Below are 14,956 nucleotides of genomic sequence, written 5' to 3' on the forward strand. Positions count from 1 at the left end.
CTCACGAAGATCATTGGAAAGAGGTCGCGTCATTCGATGCTGGCCTCCACTCCAGCCAGCATCTTGAATCACAAAACACACAAAAACGGAATCCCTTCCGATTCAACTAAATCCGGATACGCTCTAGAGCTATGCGGTTCGGCTTTTCGTAAAGCGCAGAGCTGCCCTAACGGGATCAGCTGAAGCGGTGGAACTGGCTTGCGGCCTTTGCCGCAAGCTCGGCGAGATTGTCGCGGATCCGGTTCTCGATCAGCCGGGCCGCGTCCGGATATTCTTCGATCAGCCGGTGGAAGAGGGCACGGGTAATGCGGATGATACTGGTGTCCTCGCGCGCCACCGCGGTGAACTTGCGCTCAACCAGCGTCACCAGTGCCAGTTCGGAAACCAAGGTTCCGGGACCGGCGATCCCCTCTGTCCTCTGCATGCCATCGCTGCTCGTCGCGCGCAGCTCCAGGCTGCCGCTGAGAATGACATAGGCGCTCTCGGCCGGTGAGCCCTGGCGAAACAGCATCTGGCCGGCAGCGATCATGCGCCGGTCGGCGCCAAAGGCGATCAACCGCAGCTGATCCTCGTTCATGTCCTTGAACAGAGGAAGCTGCGCGAGCATGTGGATATCGTCGGTCAGCGCCATGCGGGCTTTTCGCCTTAGAGCAATTCCAGCAGAGGTGTCTAGCGGTTTTGCCAGGCAAAGCGTGAAAGGCTTTTGCCGGGAATTGCGTGAAAACAAAGAGATAGAGCATTTCCGTGATTCGGAGAAAAGGAAATGCTCTAGGGTATGATTTTATAGCCGCCGTTTTCCGTGACGAGGATTTCGGCATTGGAGGGATCGCGCTCGATCTTCTGGCGCAGGCGGTAGACGTGGGTTTCCAGCGTATGCGTCGTCACGCCGGAATTATAGCCCCAGACTTCTTCGAGCAGCACGTCGCGGGTGACGACTTTCTGTTCGGCGCGGTAGAGATAGCGGATGATCGCCGCTTCCTTTTCCGTCAGCCGGATCTTCTGACCGTTATCGGTGGTCAGCAGCTTCTGGCTCGGCTTGAAGAGGTAGGGGCCGACGGTGAAGGTCGCATCCTCGCTCTGCTCATGCTGGCGCAACTGCACGCGGATGCGGGCGAGCAGCACGGCGAAGCGGAAGGGCTTGGTGACATAGTCGTTGGCGCCGGCTTCGAGGCCGAGGATCGTGTCGGAATCGGTATCATGGCCGGTCAGCATGATGATCGGCGCCTTGAAACCGCCCTTGCGCAGCAGCTTCACTGCCTCGCGGCCGTCCATATCGGGCAGGCCGACATCCATGATCAGCAGGTCGATCGGCGTCGAACGGGCGGTCGCGACACCTTTACCGGCGTTGGATTCCTGCAGAACCGTGAATTCCTCATACAGCGACAATTGCTCCGTCAGCGTCTGCCGAAGGTCATCGTCGTCATCCACCAGAAGAATGGTGCGTGCGGTCATGCCGTTTGCGTCCTCATGTTAAGTTCCCTAGTCCTACGCCAAATTGCTGGTTTGGCAAGGATCGGGCAGCGGGCTGTTGCCTGGTCGGTTTTGATATGATTTCAATCGGAGCCCCAGACAAGGCACGACATGCGAGAAAAATGGAAAAAGCAAGGCAGAGGCGGGGCATGACGCCGACGGTGGTGGTGCGTCCTGCGCCGGGGCGTAAAAGCCGGGCAATCGTTCGGCTCGGCGCCATCACCATACCTGCTGCGATCGGCCGTTCCGGCCGCACCGTGATGAAACGCGAGGGCGACGGCGCCACGCCGATCGCCTCGATGAGGCTGATATCCGGCTTCCGGCGCGGCGAGCGGAACGGCCGGCTCGTCACTCCGCTTTCCATCCGCCGCATCCGCCCCGACATGCTCTGGTGCGATCAGTCCGACAGTGCCAGCTACAACCGCCTTGTCAGGGCGCCGTTCGGCGCAAGCCACGAGGAGATGCGGCGCAGCGACGGGCTCTACGATATCTGCCTGGTGATGGACTGGAACATCTCCTCGCGTGCACGCAATCGCGGCTCGGCGATCTTCTTCCATCTCATCAGGCCGGGTTACGAGCCGACGGCCGGCTGCGTGGCCATAAGCCTGCGCGACATGCGCCGCCTGCTGCCTCACCTTCGAAAGGGAACGATTGTCCGCGTCGTCTGATTGTCTTCCGGATGCGGCCGCCTATATGTTTTCGGTGACCGAACGCTCCGGCTGAGATGCGTTCAGGGACGCCCCGAAGGTGCGGGCGCAATTCATGCCTCGTCCAATTCTTCAAACTCCCGGAGATATATTGTGACCGCTCAACCCATCATCACTTTCCATGACGGACATTCCATTCCGCAGGTCGGCCTCGGCGTCTGGCAGACGCCGCAGGACATTGCCGCTCCCACCGTGCGCACGGCGATCGCCGCCGGCTATCGTCATATCGATACCGCTTCCGGTTACGACAACGAAGAGGGCGTCGGCGAAGGCATCCGCTCTTCCGGCCTCGACCGCAGGGATATCTTCGTGACCACCAAGCTCAGGAACGACGACCAGGGCTACGACAATGCGCTGCGGGCCTTCGACGGCAGCCTGAAGAAACTCGGCTCCGAATATATCGACCTCTATCTCATTCATTGGCCGTCGCCGCATCGCGGCCTTTATACGGAGACCTGGAAGGCTTTCGTCCGGATCCGGGAAGAGGGCCGCGCCCGCTCGATCGGCGTGTCGAATTTCAATCCTGAACATCTCGAGCGCATCATCGGCGAGACCGGCGTCGTTCCCGTTATCAACCAGATCGAACTGCATCCCGATTTCCAGCAGAAGGCGGCGCACGAGGTTCACAAGAAGCTTGGTATCGCCACCGAATCCTGGAGCCCGCTCGGCCAGGGCAAGTTCATCTCGAACGCTGTTATTGGTGAGATTGCCAAAAAGCATCAGAAGACGCCGGCTCAGGTCATCGTTCGCTGGCACATCGACACCGGCCTCGTCGTCATCCCGAAATCAGTGACGCCGTCGCGTATCGAGGAGAATTTCCAGGTGTTCGACTTCAAGCTCGATGCCGATGATATGGCTGCGATCGCCAAACTCGACAGCGCCAGCGCCCGCATGGGACCGGATCCGATGACGGCAGCCTTCTGATTAAGCAAGCCAATGAGCGGCCGCGCGGGTGAGATCGCCCGTGGCGGCCGTTGCATCAAGGAGGCATGCAGCCTTCAGTCAATAATTGCAATTGGACGATCCGTTGGTCGGGGCGAAGCCGTAACTGCAGCTATTGCCCAGGCTCCGCGGTCTTCCAATTGAGCCGGTATAATCGTCGAAGGCGTGTGAGGGATACCAATAACCGTTCGCGCTTTTGATATAGCCGGGCCGACCGCTGCTGTAGCCGCGGTATCCGTTGAGCGACGGTATCTTCTTCTGCGCGACCTGTTGCAGTTGGCCCGAGGCGACCGTGACTTGCGGTATGGTTGAATGCATCGGCGCAGCGCCGACCGCGTCGATCGATGCCAGCGGTGCGAATATGATCAGGCCGGCTCGCAGTAAACTCGCTACTGATTTCTGCCTCATGGCGCTTCCCCGATGGCGCGGTGTTCGCGAAGCCTGAACGGTATCTGTCGCGTATCGCGCCTGATCATCGATGAGGCCACAGGACTTTATCGATGTCGATTGCCCGAAAGGATGAAATTAGAAGGCGGGCCATGCACAAACGGGCTCGCCCGCCACGAGTGAGTTAAATCGGAAGCAATTTACGGAGTTAGAGCATGTCGCGCAAAACTGTGCCGCGGTTTTGCGACAACGACATGCGTAAGAACAAAGGCCTAAAGCGCGAGGAGCGAATCTGAAAGATCGCGACGCGCGCTTTGGTGCAGCAATTCAGGGGCTGCAGAGCTCTTTGCGCGTCGAAGAAGGCGCGGGGGTGCAGGTCGCAATCTGGGCGCCGAAGCGACAGACGCCATAAATGCAAAGCCGCCCGATGCGCATCGGGCGGCTTTCAATCTCATCCGTTGCCGGATCAGATCAGTTCCACTCGCGGATATCGACGAAGTGCCCGGCGATCGCGGCTGCGGCGGCCATTGCCGGCGAGACGAGGTGCGTGCGGCCCTTGAAGCCCTGGCGGCCTTCGAAGTTGCGGTTCGAGGTCGAAGCGCAGCGTTCGCCCGGCTTCAGGCGGTCGTCGTTCATCGCAAGGCACATAGAGCAACCCGGCTCGCGCCAGTCGAAACCGGCGGCCTTGAAGATCTTGTCGAGGCCTTCGGCTTCCGCCTGTTCCTTGACGAGGCCGGAACCCGGCACGATCATCGCGTCGACGGTTGGGGCAACCGTCTTGCCTTCGACGACCTTGGCGACTTCGCGCAGATCCTCGATGCGGCCGTTGGTGCAGGAGCCGATAAAGACGCGGTCAAGAGTGATGTCGGTCATCTTCGTGCCCGGCTTCAGGCCCATATAGTCGAGCGCGCGCCACTTGGAGGTGCGCTTGGTTTCATCCGGAATGTCGTCGGGGTTGGGAACGATGCCCTGGACGGAGATGACATCCTCGGGCGAGGAGCCCCAGGAAACGATCGGCGGCAGGCTGGCGGCATCGAGCACGACGACACGGTCGTAATGAGCGCCCTCGTCGGTCTGCAGCGTCTTCCAATAGGCGATTGCCTGCTCCAGCGCCTCGCCCTTCGGCGCGCGCGGTTTGCCCTTGATATATTCGAAGGTCTTTTCGTCAGGGGCGATCAGGCCGGCGCGGGCGCCGCCTTCGATCGTCATGTTGCAGACGGTCATGCGGCCTTCCATCGACAGCGCGCGGATCGCTTCGCCGGCAAATTCGATGACGTGGCCGGTGCCGCCGGCCGTGCCGATTTCGCCGATGATGGCAAGGATGATGTCCTTGGCGGTGACGTGCGGCGGAAGCAGGCCGTCGACCCGCACCAGCATGTTCTTCGCCTTCTTCTGGATCAGCGTCTGGGTCGCCAGCACATGCTCGACCTCGGAGGTGCCGATGCCGTGTGCCAGCGCGCCGAAGGCGCCGTGCGTCGACGTGTGGCTGTCGCCGCAGACGATGGTCATGCCGGGCAGGGTGAAGCCCTGTTCCGGGCCGACGATGTGGACGATGCCCTGGCGCTTGTCGCTTGCCGAATAATATTCGACGCCGAATTCGGCGGCATTGGTGGCCAGAGCTTCCACCTGGATGCGGCTTTCGTCGTTCTTGATGCCGAGATGGCGATCGGGTGAGGTCGGAACGTTATGGTCGACGACGGCAAGCGTCTTTTCCGGCGCGCGAACCTTGCGGCCGGTCATGCGCAGGCCTTCGAAAGCCTGCGGCGAGGTGACTTCGTGGACCAGATGGCGGTCGATGTAGAGAAGACAGGTGCCGTCCGGCTGTTCGTCGACCAGATGATCGTCCCAGATCTTGTCGTAGAGGGTACGCGGTGCGCTCATGGCGTTAAGTCCGTTTTTTGGAAGCTTTTGGGAAATCGAGAAATGGCGGATCAGGCTCCGCCGGCCGTCATTCGATCAACGAAGTCGGCTGTTGAGCGCACCGGATACGCACGCAAAGAACCGCGCCGGCAGGCGATAATGGTCCTGCAGCACGAAAATATGCGCACCAATACATCTGAACTTGGATTCCATGGCCCTGCATATAGCGATTTTTCGCGGCGGCTTCAATTTGAATCATCAGCAGATGCTCTGCCGCCTCTCCGCAGCGCGGCGGGTATTGATCGCTTTACCGCGACTTCATCCATTTCTCCGTCCGCCGCAGCGCCAGCGACAGGCCGATCGTCAGGATCAGATAGATATAGGTGACGATCGAATAGGTTTCGAAGAAGCGGAAGGAGCCGGCGGCATAGACCTTGCCCATCTGGGTGATGTCGGCGACGCCGAGCACGGAGACGAGCGAGCTGTCCTTCACCATCGAAACGAAATCGTTGGAGAGCGGCGGGAAGATCACCCGGATCGCCTGCGGGAAGACGACGGAGCGAAAGCGCCGGTAGCGCGACAGGCCAAGCGCCTTGGCCGCCTCGATCTGGCCGAGATCGACCGACTGGAAACCGGCCCGGAAGATTTCGGCGATGAAGGAGGAATAACCGACCGTCAGCGCGATGATCGCTCGCCACATCAGCGACAGGTCGCGCACCAGGATGGGCTCGGCCATGCCTGATGTCACCAGCGGCGAAATCAGGAAATTATAGGCTGCGACCAGAGCCGGCGCGCCGACGAAGGCGACGTAGAACAAGAGCACGAGGATCGGTATGCCGCGGATGATTTCGATGTAGAAGCGCGCGATCTGACGCAACACCTGGCTGTCGGCCATGCCGAGCAGGCAGATGCCGAGGCCGAGCACGGTGGCGAGCACGAAGGCGACCAGCGTCACGAAGACGGTGACGCCGACACCGTTGACGACGGTGCGGAAGACCTGGGCGTATATATCGTTGGCGACGATGACGGCGGCAAGCACGATGCCGATCGTGAGGAGGGCGACCAGCCACCAGGGATAGTCGTCCTTGACGTGTCTGTCGGGAGATGGTCGCAGGGCCATCAGTCGTTTTTCGGCGTCATTCGCCCATCTTGTAGTCGAGGAACCACTTCTTGTTCAGCCCATCCAACGTGCCGTCGGCCTTGAGTGCGGCGATGGCGGCATTGACCGGGGCGACAAGGTCGGACCCTTTCGGGAAGATGAAGCCGAAATCTTCGGTGCCGAGCGGTTCGCCGATCAGCTTGAGGGCGCCGTTCGAGGCGTCGACATAACCCTTGCCGGCGGTGCCGTCGGTCAGCACGACGTCGACATCGCCGGCCTTCAGCGCTTGGACGGTGGCGCCGAAGGTTTCGAAGAGCTTGATGCGCGGGTTCTGCTCGTTGCCATCCAGCACTTCATAGACGGCGGTGTAGAAGGGCGTGGTGCCCGGCTGGGCGCCGACCAGGCCATCCTTGAATTCGCCGAAGGACTTGGCATCGGCGAAGCGTTTCTCGTCGCCGCGCACCAGCATGAACTGCTGCGAGCGCATATAGGGATCGGAGAAATCCACCTTCTGCTTGCGGTCTTCCTTGATGGTGATGCCGGTCATGCCGATGTTGTACTGGCCGTCGGACACCGCCTGGATCATCGCGTCCCAGCTGGTGTTCTGGTATTCGACTTTGAAATTCAGCCGCTTGGCGATCTCGTTCATCGCATCATATTCCCAGCCGATCGCCTTGCCGGATTTCGGATCGACGAATTGCAGCGGCGGATAGGCATTCTCGGTGACGACGACGACGCTCTTGCCGCCGAGATCGGGCAACTCGGCCGCTGATGCGGCCAAGGGCAGAAGAGCAAGGGCGGCGAAGCTCGCAAGAACGGTACGACGAAACAACATTGAACGGTTCCCCAAAATTGAACGGCAAAAACTGTCACGGAAGATAGGCCTGAGGCAAGGCCGCCCACGGCGTGCCCCAGCAAAAAATAGAAAAGGCGACCCGAAGGCCGCCTTTTCAAGCAAAGAATTTTGCCTAGCGCAGGTCTTATTCTGCTGCCGGTTCCGCTGCAGCGGCGGCTGCTTCTGCGGCGGCCTTTTCAGCGGCGGCCTTGGCTTCCGCAGCTTCTGCTGCTGCCTTCTCGGCGGCGAGCGCCTGAGCTGCTGCCACCTTTTCAGCTTCGATACGTGCCTTTTCCTCGGCAATGGCGGCGCGCTCGGCGTCGTTAAGCTTGCGGGCGCGGACGCCGGTGTCTTCAACAATACGGGCAGACTTGCCGCGACGGTCGCGCAGGTAATAGAGCTTGGCGCGACGGACCTTACCGCGACGAACGACGTCGACGCTTTCGATCATCGGCGAGTAGACCGGGAATACGCGCTCGACGCCTTCGCCGTAGGAGATCTTGCGGACCGTGAAGTTTTCCTGCAGGCCGCCGCCGGAGCGGGCGATGCAGACGCCTTCATAGGCCTGAACGCGGGTACGGGTGCCTTCCGTGACCTTCACGTTGACGCGGACGGTGTCGCCCGGGGAAAATTCGGGAAGCGTGCGCTTGGCTTCGATCTTGGCGGCCTGTTCGGCCTCAAGCTGCTGAATGATGTTCATCGTCTTAACCCTTGGTTCTTCTGAAACAGCCAGAGCGCTCGACACTGATCCTTCGGAACTGGCCTCAGGACTTTGCCCATCAAGGGCGGGAGCGGATTCGCCATTCTTTGTTTGCTGGCAGACGGGGATAAACCCCATTTCCGCGTGCGCCAATACACCAAAGGCCAGGGCTTGTCATCCCTTGGGCGGCATTTTTGTGAAAAGGGCTGCGAAATCAGCCGTTTTTCTCGGTTTTGGCCTTTTCGAGAAGATCCGGGCGCCGTTCCCGGGTCAGGCGCACCGCTTCTTCATGCCGCCATTTCTCGATGGCGCCGTGATTGCCCGAGGTGAGGATCGGGGGAATTTCATGGCCCTCCCAGTCCTGCGGCCGGGTATAGTGCGGATGTTCCAGCAGTCCGCCTTCGAAGCTTTCGTGCAGGCCGGAAAGATCGTTGCCCATGACGCCGGGCAGGATGCGGATGATGGCATCGAGCACGATCAGCGCCGCCGGCTCGCCGCCCGATAGGACGTAGTCGCCGATCGAGACCTCTTCCAGGCCGCGCGCCTCGATCACCCGCTGGTCGACGCCCTCGAAGCGGCCGCAGACGATGATGACGCCATCACCGGCGGCGAGCTCGCGCACACGCTCCTGCGTCAGCGGCCGGCCGCGCGGGCTCATCAGCAGCCGCGGGCGGGTATCGTTTTCCGAGGCACTGTCGATGGCGCGGGCGAGAACGTCTGGTTTCAGCACCATGCCGGCGCCGCCGCCGGCCGGGGTGTCGTCGACGGTGCGGTGTCTGTCGGTGGCAAAATCGCGGATCTGAACCGTGTCCAGCGACCATTGCCCCCGCTCCATCGCCTTGCCGGCGAGCGAGAAGCCCAGATGCCCCGGAAACATTTCCGGATAAAGTGTCAGCACGCTCGCCCGGAAAGCCATCACTTCTTCTTTTTCGGCTTGTCGGGGGTGAATTTCGAAAGCTCTTCGGGATCGTCGACCAGCCCCGCCGCCAGCGGATCGATCAGCAGCGTGCCGGCCTCGAGGTCGATCTCCAGCACCGAGGTTTCGGAGAAGGGGATCAGCACCGGGCGCTTGCCCGGACCTTTGAGTTCCAAGAGGTCGCCGGCGCCGAAATCGAAGACCCCGGTAACCGTGCCATAGCTGACACCCTTGTCGTCGCGTGCTTCGAGCCCCTCGAGATCGGCATAGTAGAACTCGTCGTCCTCCAGTTCCTCGTCCGGCAGGTTGTCCCGCTCGATATAAAGTTCTAGCCCGTTCAGAGCCTCGGCGGCATTGCGGTCGTTGACGCCGCGGAAACGGACGACGACGACATTCTTCATCTCGCGGATTTCGAGGACTTCGAAGCTGCGGCCGTCCATGCTGTGCAGATGGCCGTAATCGCCAAGCGCGCCGGGATCGGCCGTATAGGCCTTGGCGCGCACCTCGCCCCGGAGGCCTTGCGCGCCACCGATCGTCGCCATCAGAACGGGGTTTTCAAGCTTGGTCATGGGTTCCTTCATGTGAAGCCGAAAGACAGGTTTCTCATAAACGAAGTGCGTGCGATTGGAAACGAAAACGGGCGGCATGTCGCCATGCCGCCCGCTCGAAGGGAATGTCGCGATTATTCCGCGGCGTCTGCTGCAGCAGCGGCGGCGTCGGCGACCTTCTGAGCCTTTTCGGCGGCGCGTTCCTGGGCGCGCTTGCCGGGCTTTGCCTTAACCGGGTTGTTCTTGACTTCGCGCTTGGCAACGCCTGCTTCATCGAGGAAGCGCAGAACGCGATCGGTCGGCTGAGCGCCGTGTTCGATCCAGTGCTTGATGCGCTCGGCGTTCAGCTGAACGCGCTTCTCATCGTCCTTGGCAAGCATCGGGTTCCAGGAACCGAGGTTTTCGAGGAAGCGGCCGTCACGCGGGCTGCGCGCATCGGCGAGAACGACGTGGTAATACGGGCGCTTCTTGGAACCACCGCGGGCGAGACGAATTTTCAGTGCCATGTTCTTTACTCCTTGGGCTTTTCTTGACCGCTTTCTCGAGCGGTACGGGTTATCGGGCTGCAGCGCTCTGTTCAGCGTGGTCCGCAGCGATCTGCTCATGATGCCGGATGACTTCCTTGATGACGAAGTTCAGGAACTTCTCAGCGAAATCCGGGTCCAGATTGGCGGCATTCGCCAGCTGGCGAAGGCGTTCGATCTGGTATTCCTCGCGCGCCGGGTCGGCCGGCGGCAAATTGTATTTGGCCTTCAGCACGCCCACCTCTTTGGTGCAGCGGAAGCGTTCGGCCAGCATGTGCACGAGAGCGGCATCGATATTGTCGATCGACTGCCGATAGCTCGCGAGCTGGGCTTTGACGTCTGGATCAATCATGGGGCAAGCGATCCTTTCACTTCTTCTTCGGCAATCCGGGCAATCCCGGGAAACCACCGCCAAGGCCCGGCAGCTTGGCGCCGCCGAGGCCCGGCAAACCACCCGGCAGACCGCCGAGACCGGGCATACCCCCACCCGGTTTTCCAAGCCCCGCCGCTTCCGCCTGCTTTTGCAGGGCCTCGAGCTGCCGGGGATCGATATTCGAGAGATCGGGCATGCCGCCACCCATGCCACCCATGCCGCCGCCGAGCCCCATCTTGCCGGCAAGGCCGCCCATCATCTGCTTCATCATGCCGCCTTTGCCCTTGCCGCCCATCATCTTCATCATGTCCGCCATCTGGCGGTGCATCTTCAGAAGCTTGTTGATGGCGGCGGCATCGGTGCCGGAACCGGCGGCGATGCGCTTCTTGCGCGAATGCTTGAGCAGGTCGGGATTGGTGCGTTCGGCCTTGGTCATCGACTGGATGATGGCGATCTGGCGACCGAAAAGCTTGTCGTCGAGGCCGGCTGCGGCCATCTTGTCCTTCATGCCGGCCATGCCGGGCATCATGCCCATGATGCCGCCCATGCCGCCCATCTTCTGCATCTGGCGCAGCTGGTCGGCAAGGTCGTCGAGATCGAACTTGCCCTTGGCCATCTTGGCGGCCATGGCGGCCGCCTTCTCGGCGTCGATGTTTTCGGCCGCGCGCTCGACGAGCGAGACGATGTCGCCCATGCCGAGGATGCGGTCGGCGATGCGGCGGGGATGGAATTCCTCCAGCTCGCTCATCTTCTCGCCGACGCCGATCAGCTTGATCGGCTTGCCGGTGACGGCGCGCATCGAAAGGGCGGCACCGCCGCGGCCGTCGCCGTCCATGCGGGTCAGCACCAGACCGGTGATGCCGACGCGTTCGTCGAAACTGCGGGCGAGGTTGACGGCGTCCTGGCCGGTGAGGCTGTCGGCGACCAGCAGGATTTCATGCGGGTTCGACCGCTTCTTGATGTCGGCCATCTCGACCATCAAGGGCTCGTCAATATGCGTGCGGCCGGCGGTGTCGAGGATGACGACATCATGGCCGCCAAGCTTGGCCGCCTGCACGGCGCGGGCGGCGATATCCGTCGGCGACTGGCCCGATATGATCGGCAGCGTATCGATATTGGCCTGGGCGCCGAGCTGGCGAAGCTGCTCCTGGGCTGCCGGACGGCGCGTGTCGAGCGATGCCATCAGCACCTTCTTCTTCTCGCGCGTCGACAGGCGGTGGGCGATCTTCGCCGACGTCGTCGTCTTGCCGGAACCCTGCAGGCCGACCATCATGACGACGACGGGGGCTGCCGCATGCAGGTCGATGCCGACTCCTTCGCCGCCCAGCATCTCGATCAGTTCGTCATGCACGATCTTGACCACCATCTGGCCGGGCTTGATCGACTTCAGAATCTCGGCGCCGACGGCCTTTTCACGCACGCGGTCGGTGAAGGAACGCACGACGTCGAGCGCGACGTCGGCCTCCAGCAACGCACGGCGAACCTCGCGCAGCGCTGCGGAAACATCGGCTTCCGAAAGCGCGCCACGGCCTGTCAGTCCATTCAGAATGGATCCAAGACGGTCCTGGAGGTTTTCAAACATCGGCTCTTCCTTGATACGTTTCGGGCGGGTTTGGATATGCCCGGAAACGTCGTGCTTTTCCTTGACGAAAACAAGACGCAAAGCCAAAAAGCACCCGAGGGCGCATCGCGCTGTCGGGTGTTGACCTCCGGGATCTCTCAGTCCCGGTCGGCGGCTCGGAGTCATGCGGCTCGTCGCGGATTGGGCGCGATAAACAGGAAAGCCGGGCGAAAGTCAAGGCAATGCGGACAAATGACCGCATGACCGACTTCTTAGAAGCCGGTGACGAGATGCCGATGGCGCCTCATCCGACGGTTGCAGCAAAAGTACATACTCAAACAAAGTGATGTATTGGCTCGGGCAATCTGCCAGCGTTTCATGTTTTGCCGATAAATATTGCCCCTCCGGCGGCCGAATTCGCTGTCAACGCCAGTTGCAAATTATTCGGCTTATGATTCTACTTTATACTTGAGTGCGTCCTGTAAAATGATTCGTGAATATCCTTGATGCCGAATGAATCGGCGGAGATATCGAATGCTAAATGCTGATATTGAGAGCTGGGCGCTGGCGCGGGCCCATCATATTGTCCTGAACGAAGGCCTGAATCTGGCGAAGGCGGCACAGGATCTGGATCGCAAGCGGTCCCGCTCGCTGGTCTACGAGCTGAGAAAGGTCATCACCGCAGCTATTGTCGAAGCCCATGCTGCGTCTTTCGATCCTGAGGGTGTACAGCGGTAAAAGCCAAGCTGCCTCGAAAGAGTCGGCAGGCTGCAACGCCTGCCCGGCACTCACCACTGGTAATTCCTTCGCATTTCCGCCATATACACCGGAAAGACAGACGGAATGATACCCATGAGCGCAACGGTCGAATTCGCGAGGATGAACGGGCTTGGCAACAAGATCCTGGTCGTCGACATGCGCGGCCGATCGGACAAAGTCACGGCGGCGGCGGCGGTTGCGCTCAATGCCGATCCGCAGACTGAGTTCGATCAGATCATGGCGATCCATGATCCGAAGGCCGACGGCACCGATGCCTTCATCGATATCCTGAATTCCGATGGTTCGAAGGCGCAGGCCTGCGGCAACGGCACGCGCTGCGTCGTGCAGGCGCTTGCCGCAGAGACCGGCAGGAAGGTCTTTACCTTCCAGACGGTCGCCGGCATCCTCAACGCCGTCGAGCACGAGGACGGGACAATCTCGGTCGATATGGGCCGGCCGGTGTTCGATTGGGACAGGATCCCGCTGGCGGAAGAATTCCACGACACGAGCCGCATCGAGCTGCAGATCGGCCCGATCGACAAGCCGGTGCTGCATTCGCCCTCAGTGATGTCGATGGGCAATCCGCATGCGATCTTCTGGGTGGACAGGGACGTGATGTCCTATGATCTCGCTCGCTTCGGGCCGTTGCTCGAAAACCATCCGATGTTTCCCGAGCGCGCCAATATCACGCTGGCGCAAGTGACGTCGCCGACATCGGTGACGACGCGCACCTGGGAGCGCGGCGCGGGACTGACGCTTGCCTGCGGTTCGGCTGCCTGTACTGCTGCCGTCAGTGCTGCGCGCACCGGCCGCACCCGCCGGAAGGTGACGATCAATGTGGCAAGCGCCAAGCCGCCGGCCACGCTTTCGATCGAATGGCGCGAGCGCGACGATCATGTCATCATGACCGGCCCGGCCGAATGGGAATGGTCGGGCAGGGTCGATCCTTCGACCGGTCTCTGGTCGCGCGATGATACCCGAGAGGCCGAGGCGCAGTGAGCGGCATCGAGGTCATTACCTTCGGCTGCCGCCTCAACACATATGAATCCGAAGTGATGAAGGCGCAGGCTGAGAAGGCCGGGCTCAACAACGCTATCCTTGTCAACACCTGTGCCGTGACCGGCGAGGCCGTGCGCCAAGCCCGCCAGGCGATCCGCCGGGCACGGCGCGACAATCCGCATGCCCGCATCATCGTCACCGGCTGCGCCGCGCAGACGGAAAAGCAGACCTTCGCCGCGATGGCGGAGGTCGATGCCGTGCTCGGCAACGAGGAGAAGCTGACGAGCGCCTCTTATCGCAGACTGCCGGATTTCGGCGTTTCGGCCGAAGAGAAGCTCCGCGTCAACGACATCATGAGCGTCAAGGCGACGGCGCCGCAGATGGTGAGGCATATCGACGGCCATGTGCGTGCTTTCATCCAGGTGCAGAACGGCTGCGACCATCGCTGCACTTTCTGCATCATTCCCTATGGCCGCGGCAATTCCCGCTCCGTGCCGATGGGAGCCGTCGTCGATCAGGCCCGCAAGCTCGTCGACGGCGGCTATCGCGAAATCGTGCTGACCGGCGTCGATGCCACCAGCTATGGCGGCGATCTGCCGGGCGCCCCGACGCTGGGGCTTTTGGCGAAGACGCTGCTGAAGCAGATCCCCGATATCCGTCGGCTCAGGCTTTCCTCGATCGACAGCATCGAGGCCGATGCCCACCTGATGGATCTCATCGCCGACGAGCCACGTTTCATGCCGCATCTGCATCTGTCGCTGCAGCATGGCGACGACATGATCCTGAAGCGCATGAAGCGCCGGCATTTGCGCGCCGATGCGCTGCGTTTCATCGAGGATGCGCGCCGCCTCCGCCCCGAGATGAGCTTCGGCGCCGATATGATTGCCGGCTTTCCCACAGAAACCGAAGAGATGTTCGACAATGCCGTGCGGCTGGCCGAAGAGGCTGGCATCGCCCATCTGCATGTCTTCCCCTACAGTCCGCGTCCCGGCACGCCGGCCGCCCGCATGCCGCAGCTCGACCGGTTGCTGGTCAAGGATCGCGCCGCAAGGCTGCGCGCCACTGGACATAGGCTGCATCAATCCCATCTCGATGGGATGATTGAAACCCGGCAATGGCTGCTTGTTGAAAACAATGGCCTGGCGCATACGGAGAACTTCACGCTGGTCGCAGCCCCCGGCCTTCGTCCCGGCGAACTTGTGCCGGTCACGATCACCGGCCACAATGGCAAGCATCTCGACATGCAATTGACGGCCGCAGCAGCGGCCTGACTTTC

At 61.4% G+C, this 14,956-nt stretch carries 17 protein-coding genes; 5 read left to right on the forward strand and 12 right to left on the reverse strand.

From position 1 onward, the window contains the following. Positions 1-175 precede the first annotated feature (175 nt). Entirely contained in the window at positions 176-631 is a 456-nt protein-coding gene (locus ACIPSK_RS27630) for a cyclic nucleotide-binding domain-containing protein (protein ID WP_162116919.1), read from the reverse strand. Positions 632-768: 137 nt separating this feature from the next. Beyond that, complete coding sequence (locus ACIPSK_RS27635; protein WP_017966170.1) at positions 769-1,452, reverse strand: response regulator transcription factor; 684 nt, start codon at positions 1,450-1,452, stop codon at positions 769-771. 167 nt (positions 1,453-1,619) lie between these two features. On the opposite strand from ACIPSK_RS27635, the gene ACIPSK_RS27640 reads away from it, so the two are divergent. Both ACIPSK_RS27640 and ACIPSK_RS27645 read left to right on the forward strand, forming a co-directional pair. After that, complete coding sequence (locus ACIPSK_RS27640) at positions 1,620-2,138, forward strand: L,D-transpeptidase family protein (protein ID WP_162116918.1); 519 nt, start codon at positions 1,620-1,622, stop codon at positions 2,136-2,138. 132 nt (positions 2,139-2,270) lie between these two features. Further along, on the forward strand, positions 2,271-3,101 hold the full coding sequence (locus tag ACIPSK_RS27645; protein WP_162116917.1) for an aldo/keto reductase: 831 nt from the start codon (positions 2,271-2,273) through the stop codon (positions 3,099-3,101). A gap of 78 nt (positions 3,102-3,179) precedes the next feature. Here the strand turns inward: ACIPSK_RS27645 and ACIPSK_RS27650 are convergent, their stop codons facing one another. From ACIPSK_RS27650 to ffh, 10 genes are all read right to left on the reverse strand, one after another. Continuing rightward, complete coding sequence (locus ACIPSK_RS27650; protein ID WP_162116916.1) at positions 3,180-3,527, reverse strand: cell surface protein; 348 nt, start codon at positions 3,525-3,527, stop codon at positions 3,180-3,182. A gap of 450 nt (positions 3,528-3,977) precedes the next feature. Further along, a complete protein-coding gene (gene leuC, locus ACIPSK_RS27655; RefSeq protein WP_162116915.1) occupies positions 3,978-5,387 on the reverse strand; it encodes a 3-isopropylmalate dehydratase large subunit in 1,410 nt (469 codons plus the stop codon). A 286-nt stretch (positions 5,388-5,673) separates the two neighbouring features. After that, on the reverse strand, positions 5,674-6,486 hold the full coding sequence (locus tag ACIPSK_RS27660) for an amino acid ABC transporter permease (protein WP_162116914.1): 813 nt from the start codon (positions 6,484-6,486) through the stop codon (positions 5,674-5,676). 16 nt (positions 6,487-6,502) lie between these two features. Beyond that, entirely contained in the window at positions 6,503-7,300 is a 798-nt protein-coding gene (locus tag ACIPSK_RS27665; RefSeq protein ID WP_162116913.1) for a transporter substrate-binding domain-containing protein, read from the reverse strand. A 145-nt stretch (positions 7,301-7,445) separates the two neighbouring features. Further along, positions 7,446-8,000, reverse strand: coding sequence for a 50S ribosomal protein L19 (gene rplS / locus ACIPSK_RS27670; protein WP_003582945.1), 555 nt, complete (start codon positions 7,998-8,000; stop codon positions 7,446-7,448). A 214-nt stretch (positions 8,001-8,214) separates the two neighbouring features. Further along, a complete protein-coding gene (gene trmD, locus ACIPSK_RS27675; RefSeq protein WP_162116912.1) occupies positions 8,215-8,916 on the reverse strand; it encodes a tRNA (guanosine(37)-N1)-methyltransferase TrmD in 702 nt (233 codons plus the stop codon). Further along, positions 8,916-9,485 (reverse strand): ribosome maturation factor RimM, encoded by a 570-nt coding sequence (gene rimM, locus ACIPSK_RS27680; RefSeq protein ID WP_026154357.1) that lies wholly within the window; start codon positions 9,483-9,485, stop codon positions 8,916-8,918. The genes trmD and rimM overlap by 1 nt, the downstream gene beginning before the upstream one ends. 113 nt (positions 9,486-9,598) lie before the next feature. Next, positions 9,599-9,970, reverse strand: a complete 372-nt coding sequence (rpsP, locus tag ACIPSK_RS27685; protein WP_003543667.1) for a 30S ribosomal protein S16 — start codon at positions 9,968-9,970, stop codon at positions 9,599-9,601. Between the two features lie 49 nt (positions 9,971-10,019). Next, positions 10,020-10,340, reverse strand: a complete 321-nt coding sequence (locus ACIPSK_RS27690) for a chorismate mutase (protein ID WP_162116911.1) — start codon at positions 10,338-10,340, stop codon at positions 10,020-10,022. A 16-nt stretch (positions 10,341-10,356) separates the two neighbouring features. After that, positions 10,357-11,943 (reverse strand): signal recognition particle protein, encoded by a 1,587-nt coding sequence (gene ffh, locus ACIPSK_RS27695; RefSeq protein WP_162116910.1) that lies wholly within the window; start codon positions 11,941-11,943, stop codon positions 10,357-10,359. Positions 11,944-12,435: 492 nt separating this feature from the next. On the opposite strand from ffh, the gene ACIPSK_RS27700 reads away from it, so the two are divergent. The 3 genes from ACIPSK_RS27700 to mtaB all read left to right on the forward strand — a co-directional run bounded on the left by ACIPSK_RS27700 (position 12,436) and on the right by mtaB (position 14,951). After that, positions 12,436-12,660 carry a hypothetical protein gene (locus ACIPSK_RS27700; RefSeq protein ID WP_162116909.1) on the forward strand — a complete coding sequence of 75 codons (225 nt, stop codon included), beginning with the start codon at positions 12,436-12,438 and terminating at the stop codon, positions 12,658-12,660. 114 nt (positions 12,661-12,774) lie between these two features. Next, the gene (gene dapF, locus ACIPSK_RS27705) at positions 12,775-13,680 is read left to right on the forward strand and encodes a diaminopimelate epimerase (protein WP_446533083.1); all 906 of its coding nucleotides are present in this window, start codon (positions 12,775-12,777) and stop codon (positions 13,678-13,680) included. Beyond that, entirely contained in the window at positions 13,677-14,951 is a 1,275-nt protein-coding gene (gene mtaB, locus ACIPSK_RS27710; RefSeq protein ID WP_162116907.1) for a tRNA (N(6)-L-threonylcarbamoyladenosine(37)-C(2))-methylthiotransferase MtaB, read from the forward strand. Before dapF ends, mtaB begins: the two co-directional genes overlap by 4 nt. Positions 14,952-14,956: the final 5 nt, after the last annotated feature.

The organism is Rhizobium sp. LARHSG275 (assembly GCF_052871115.1).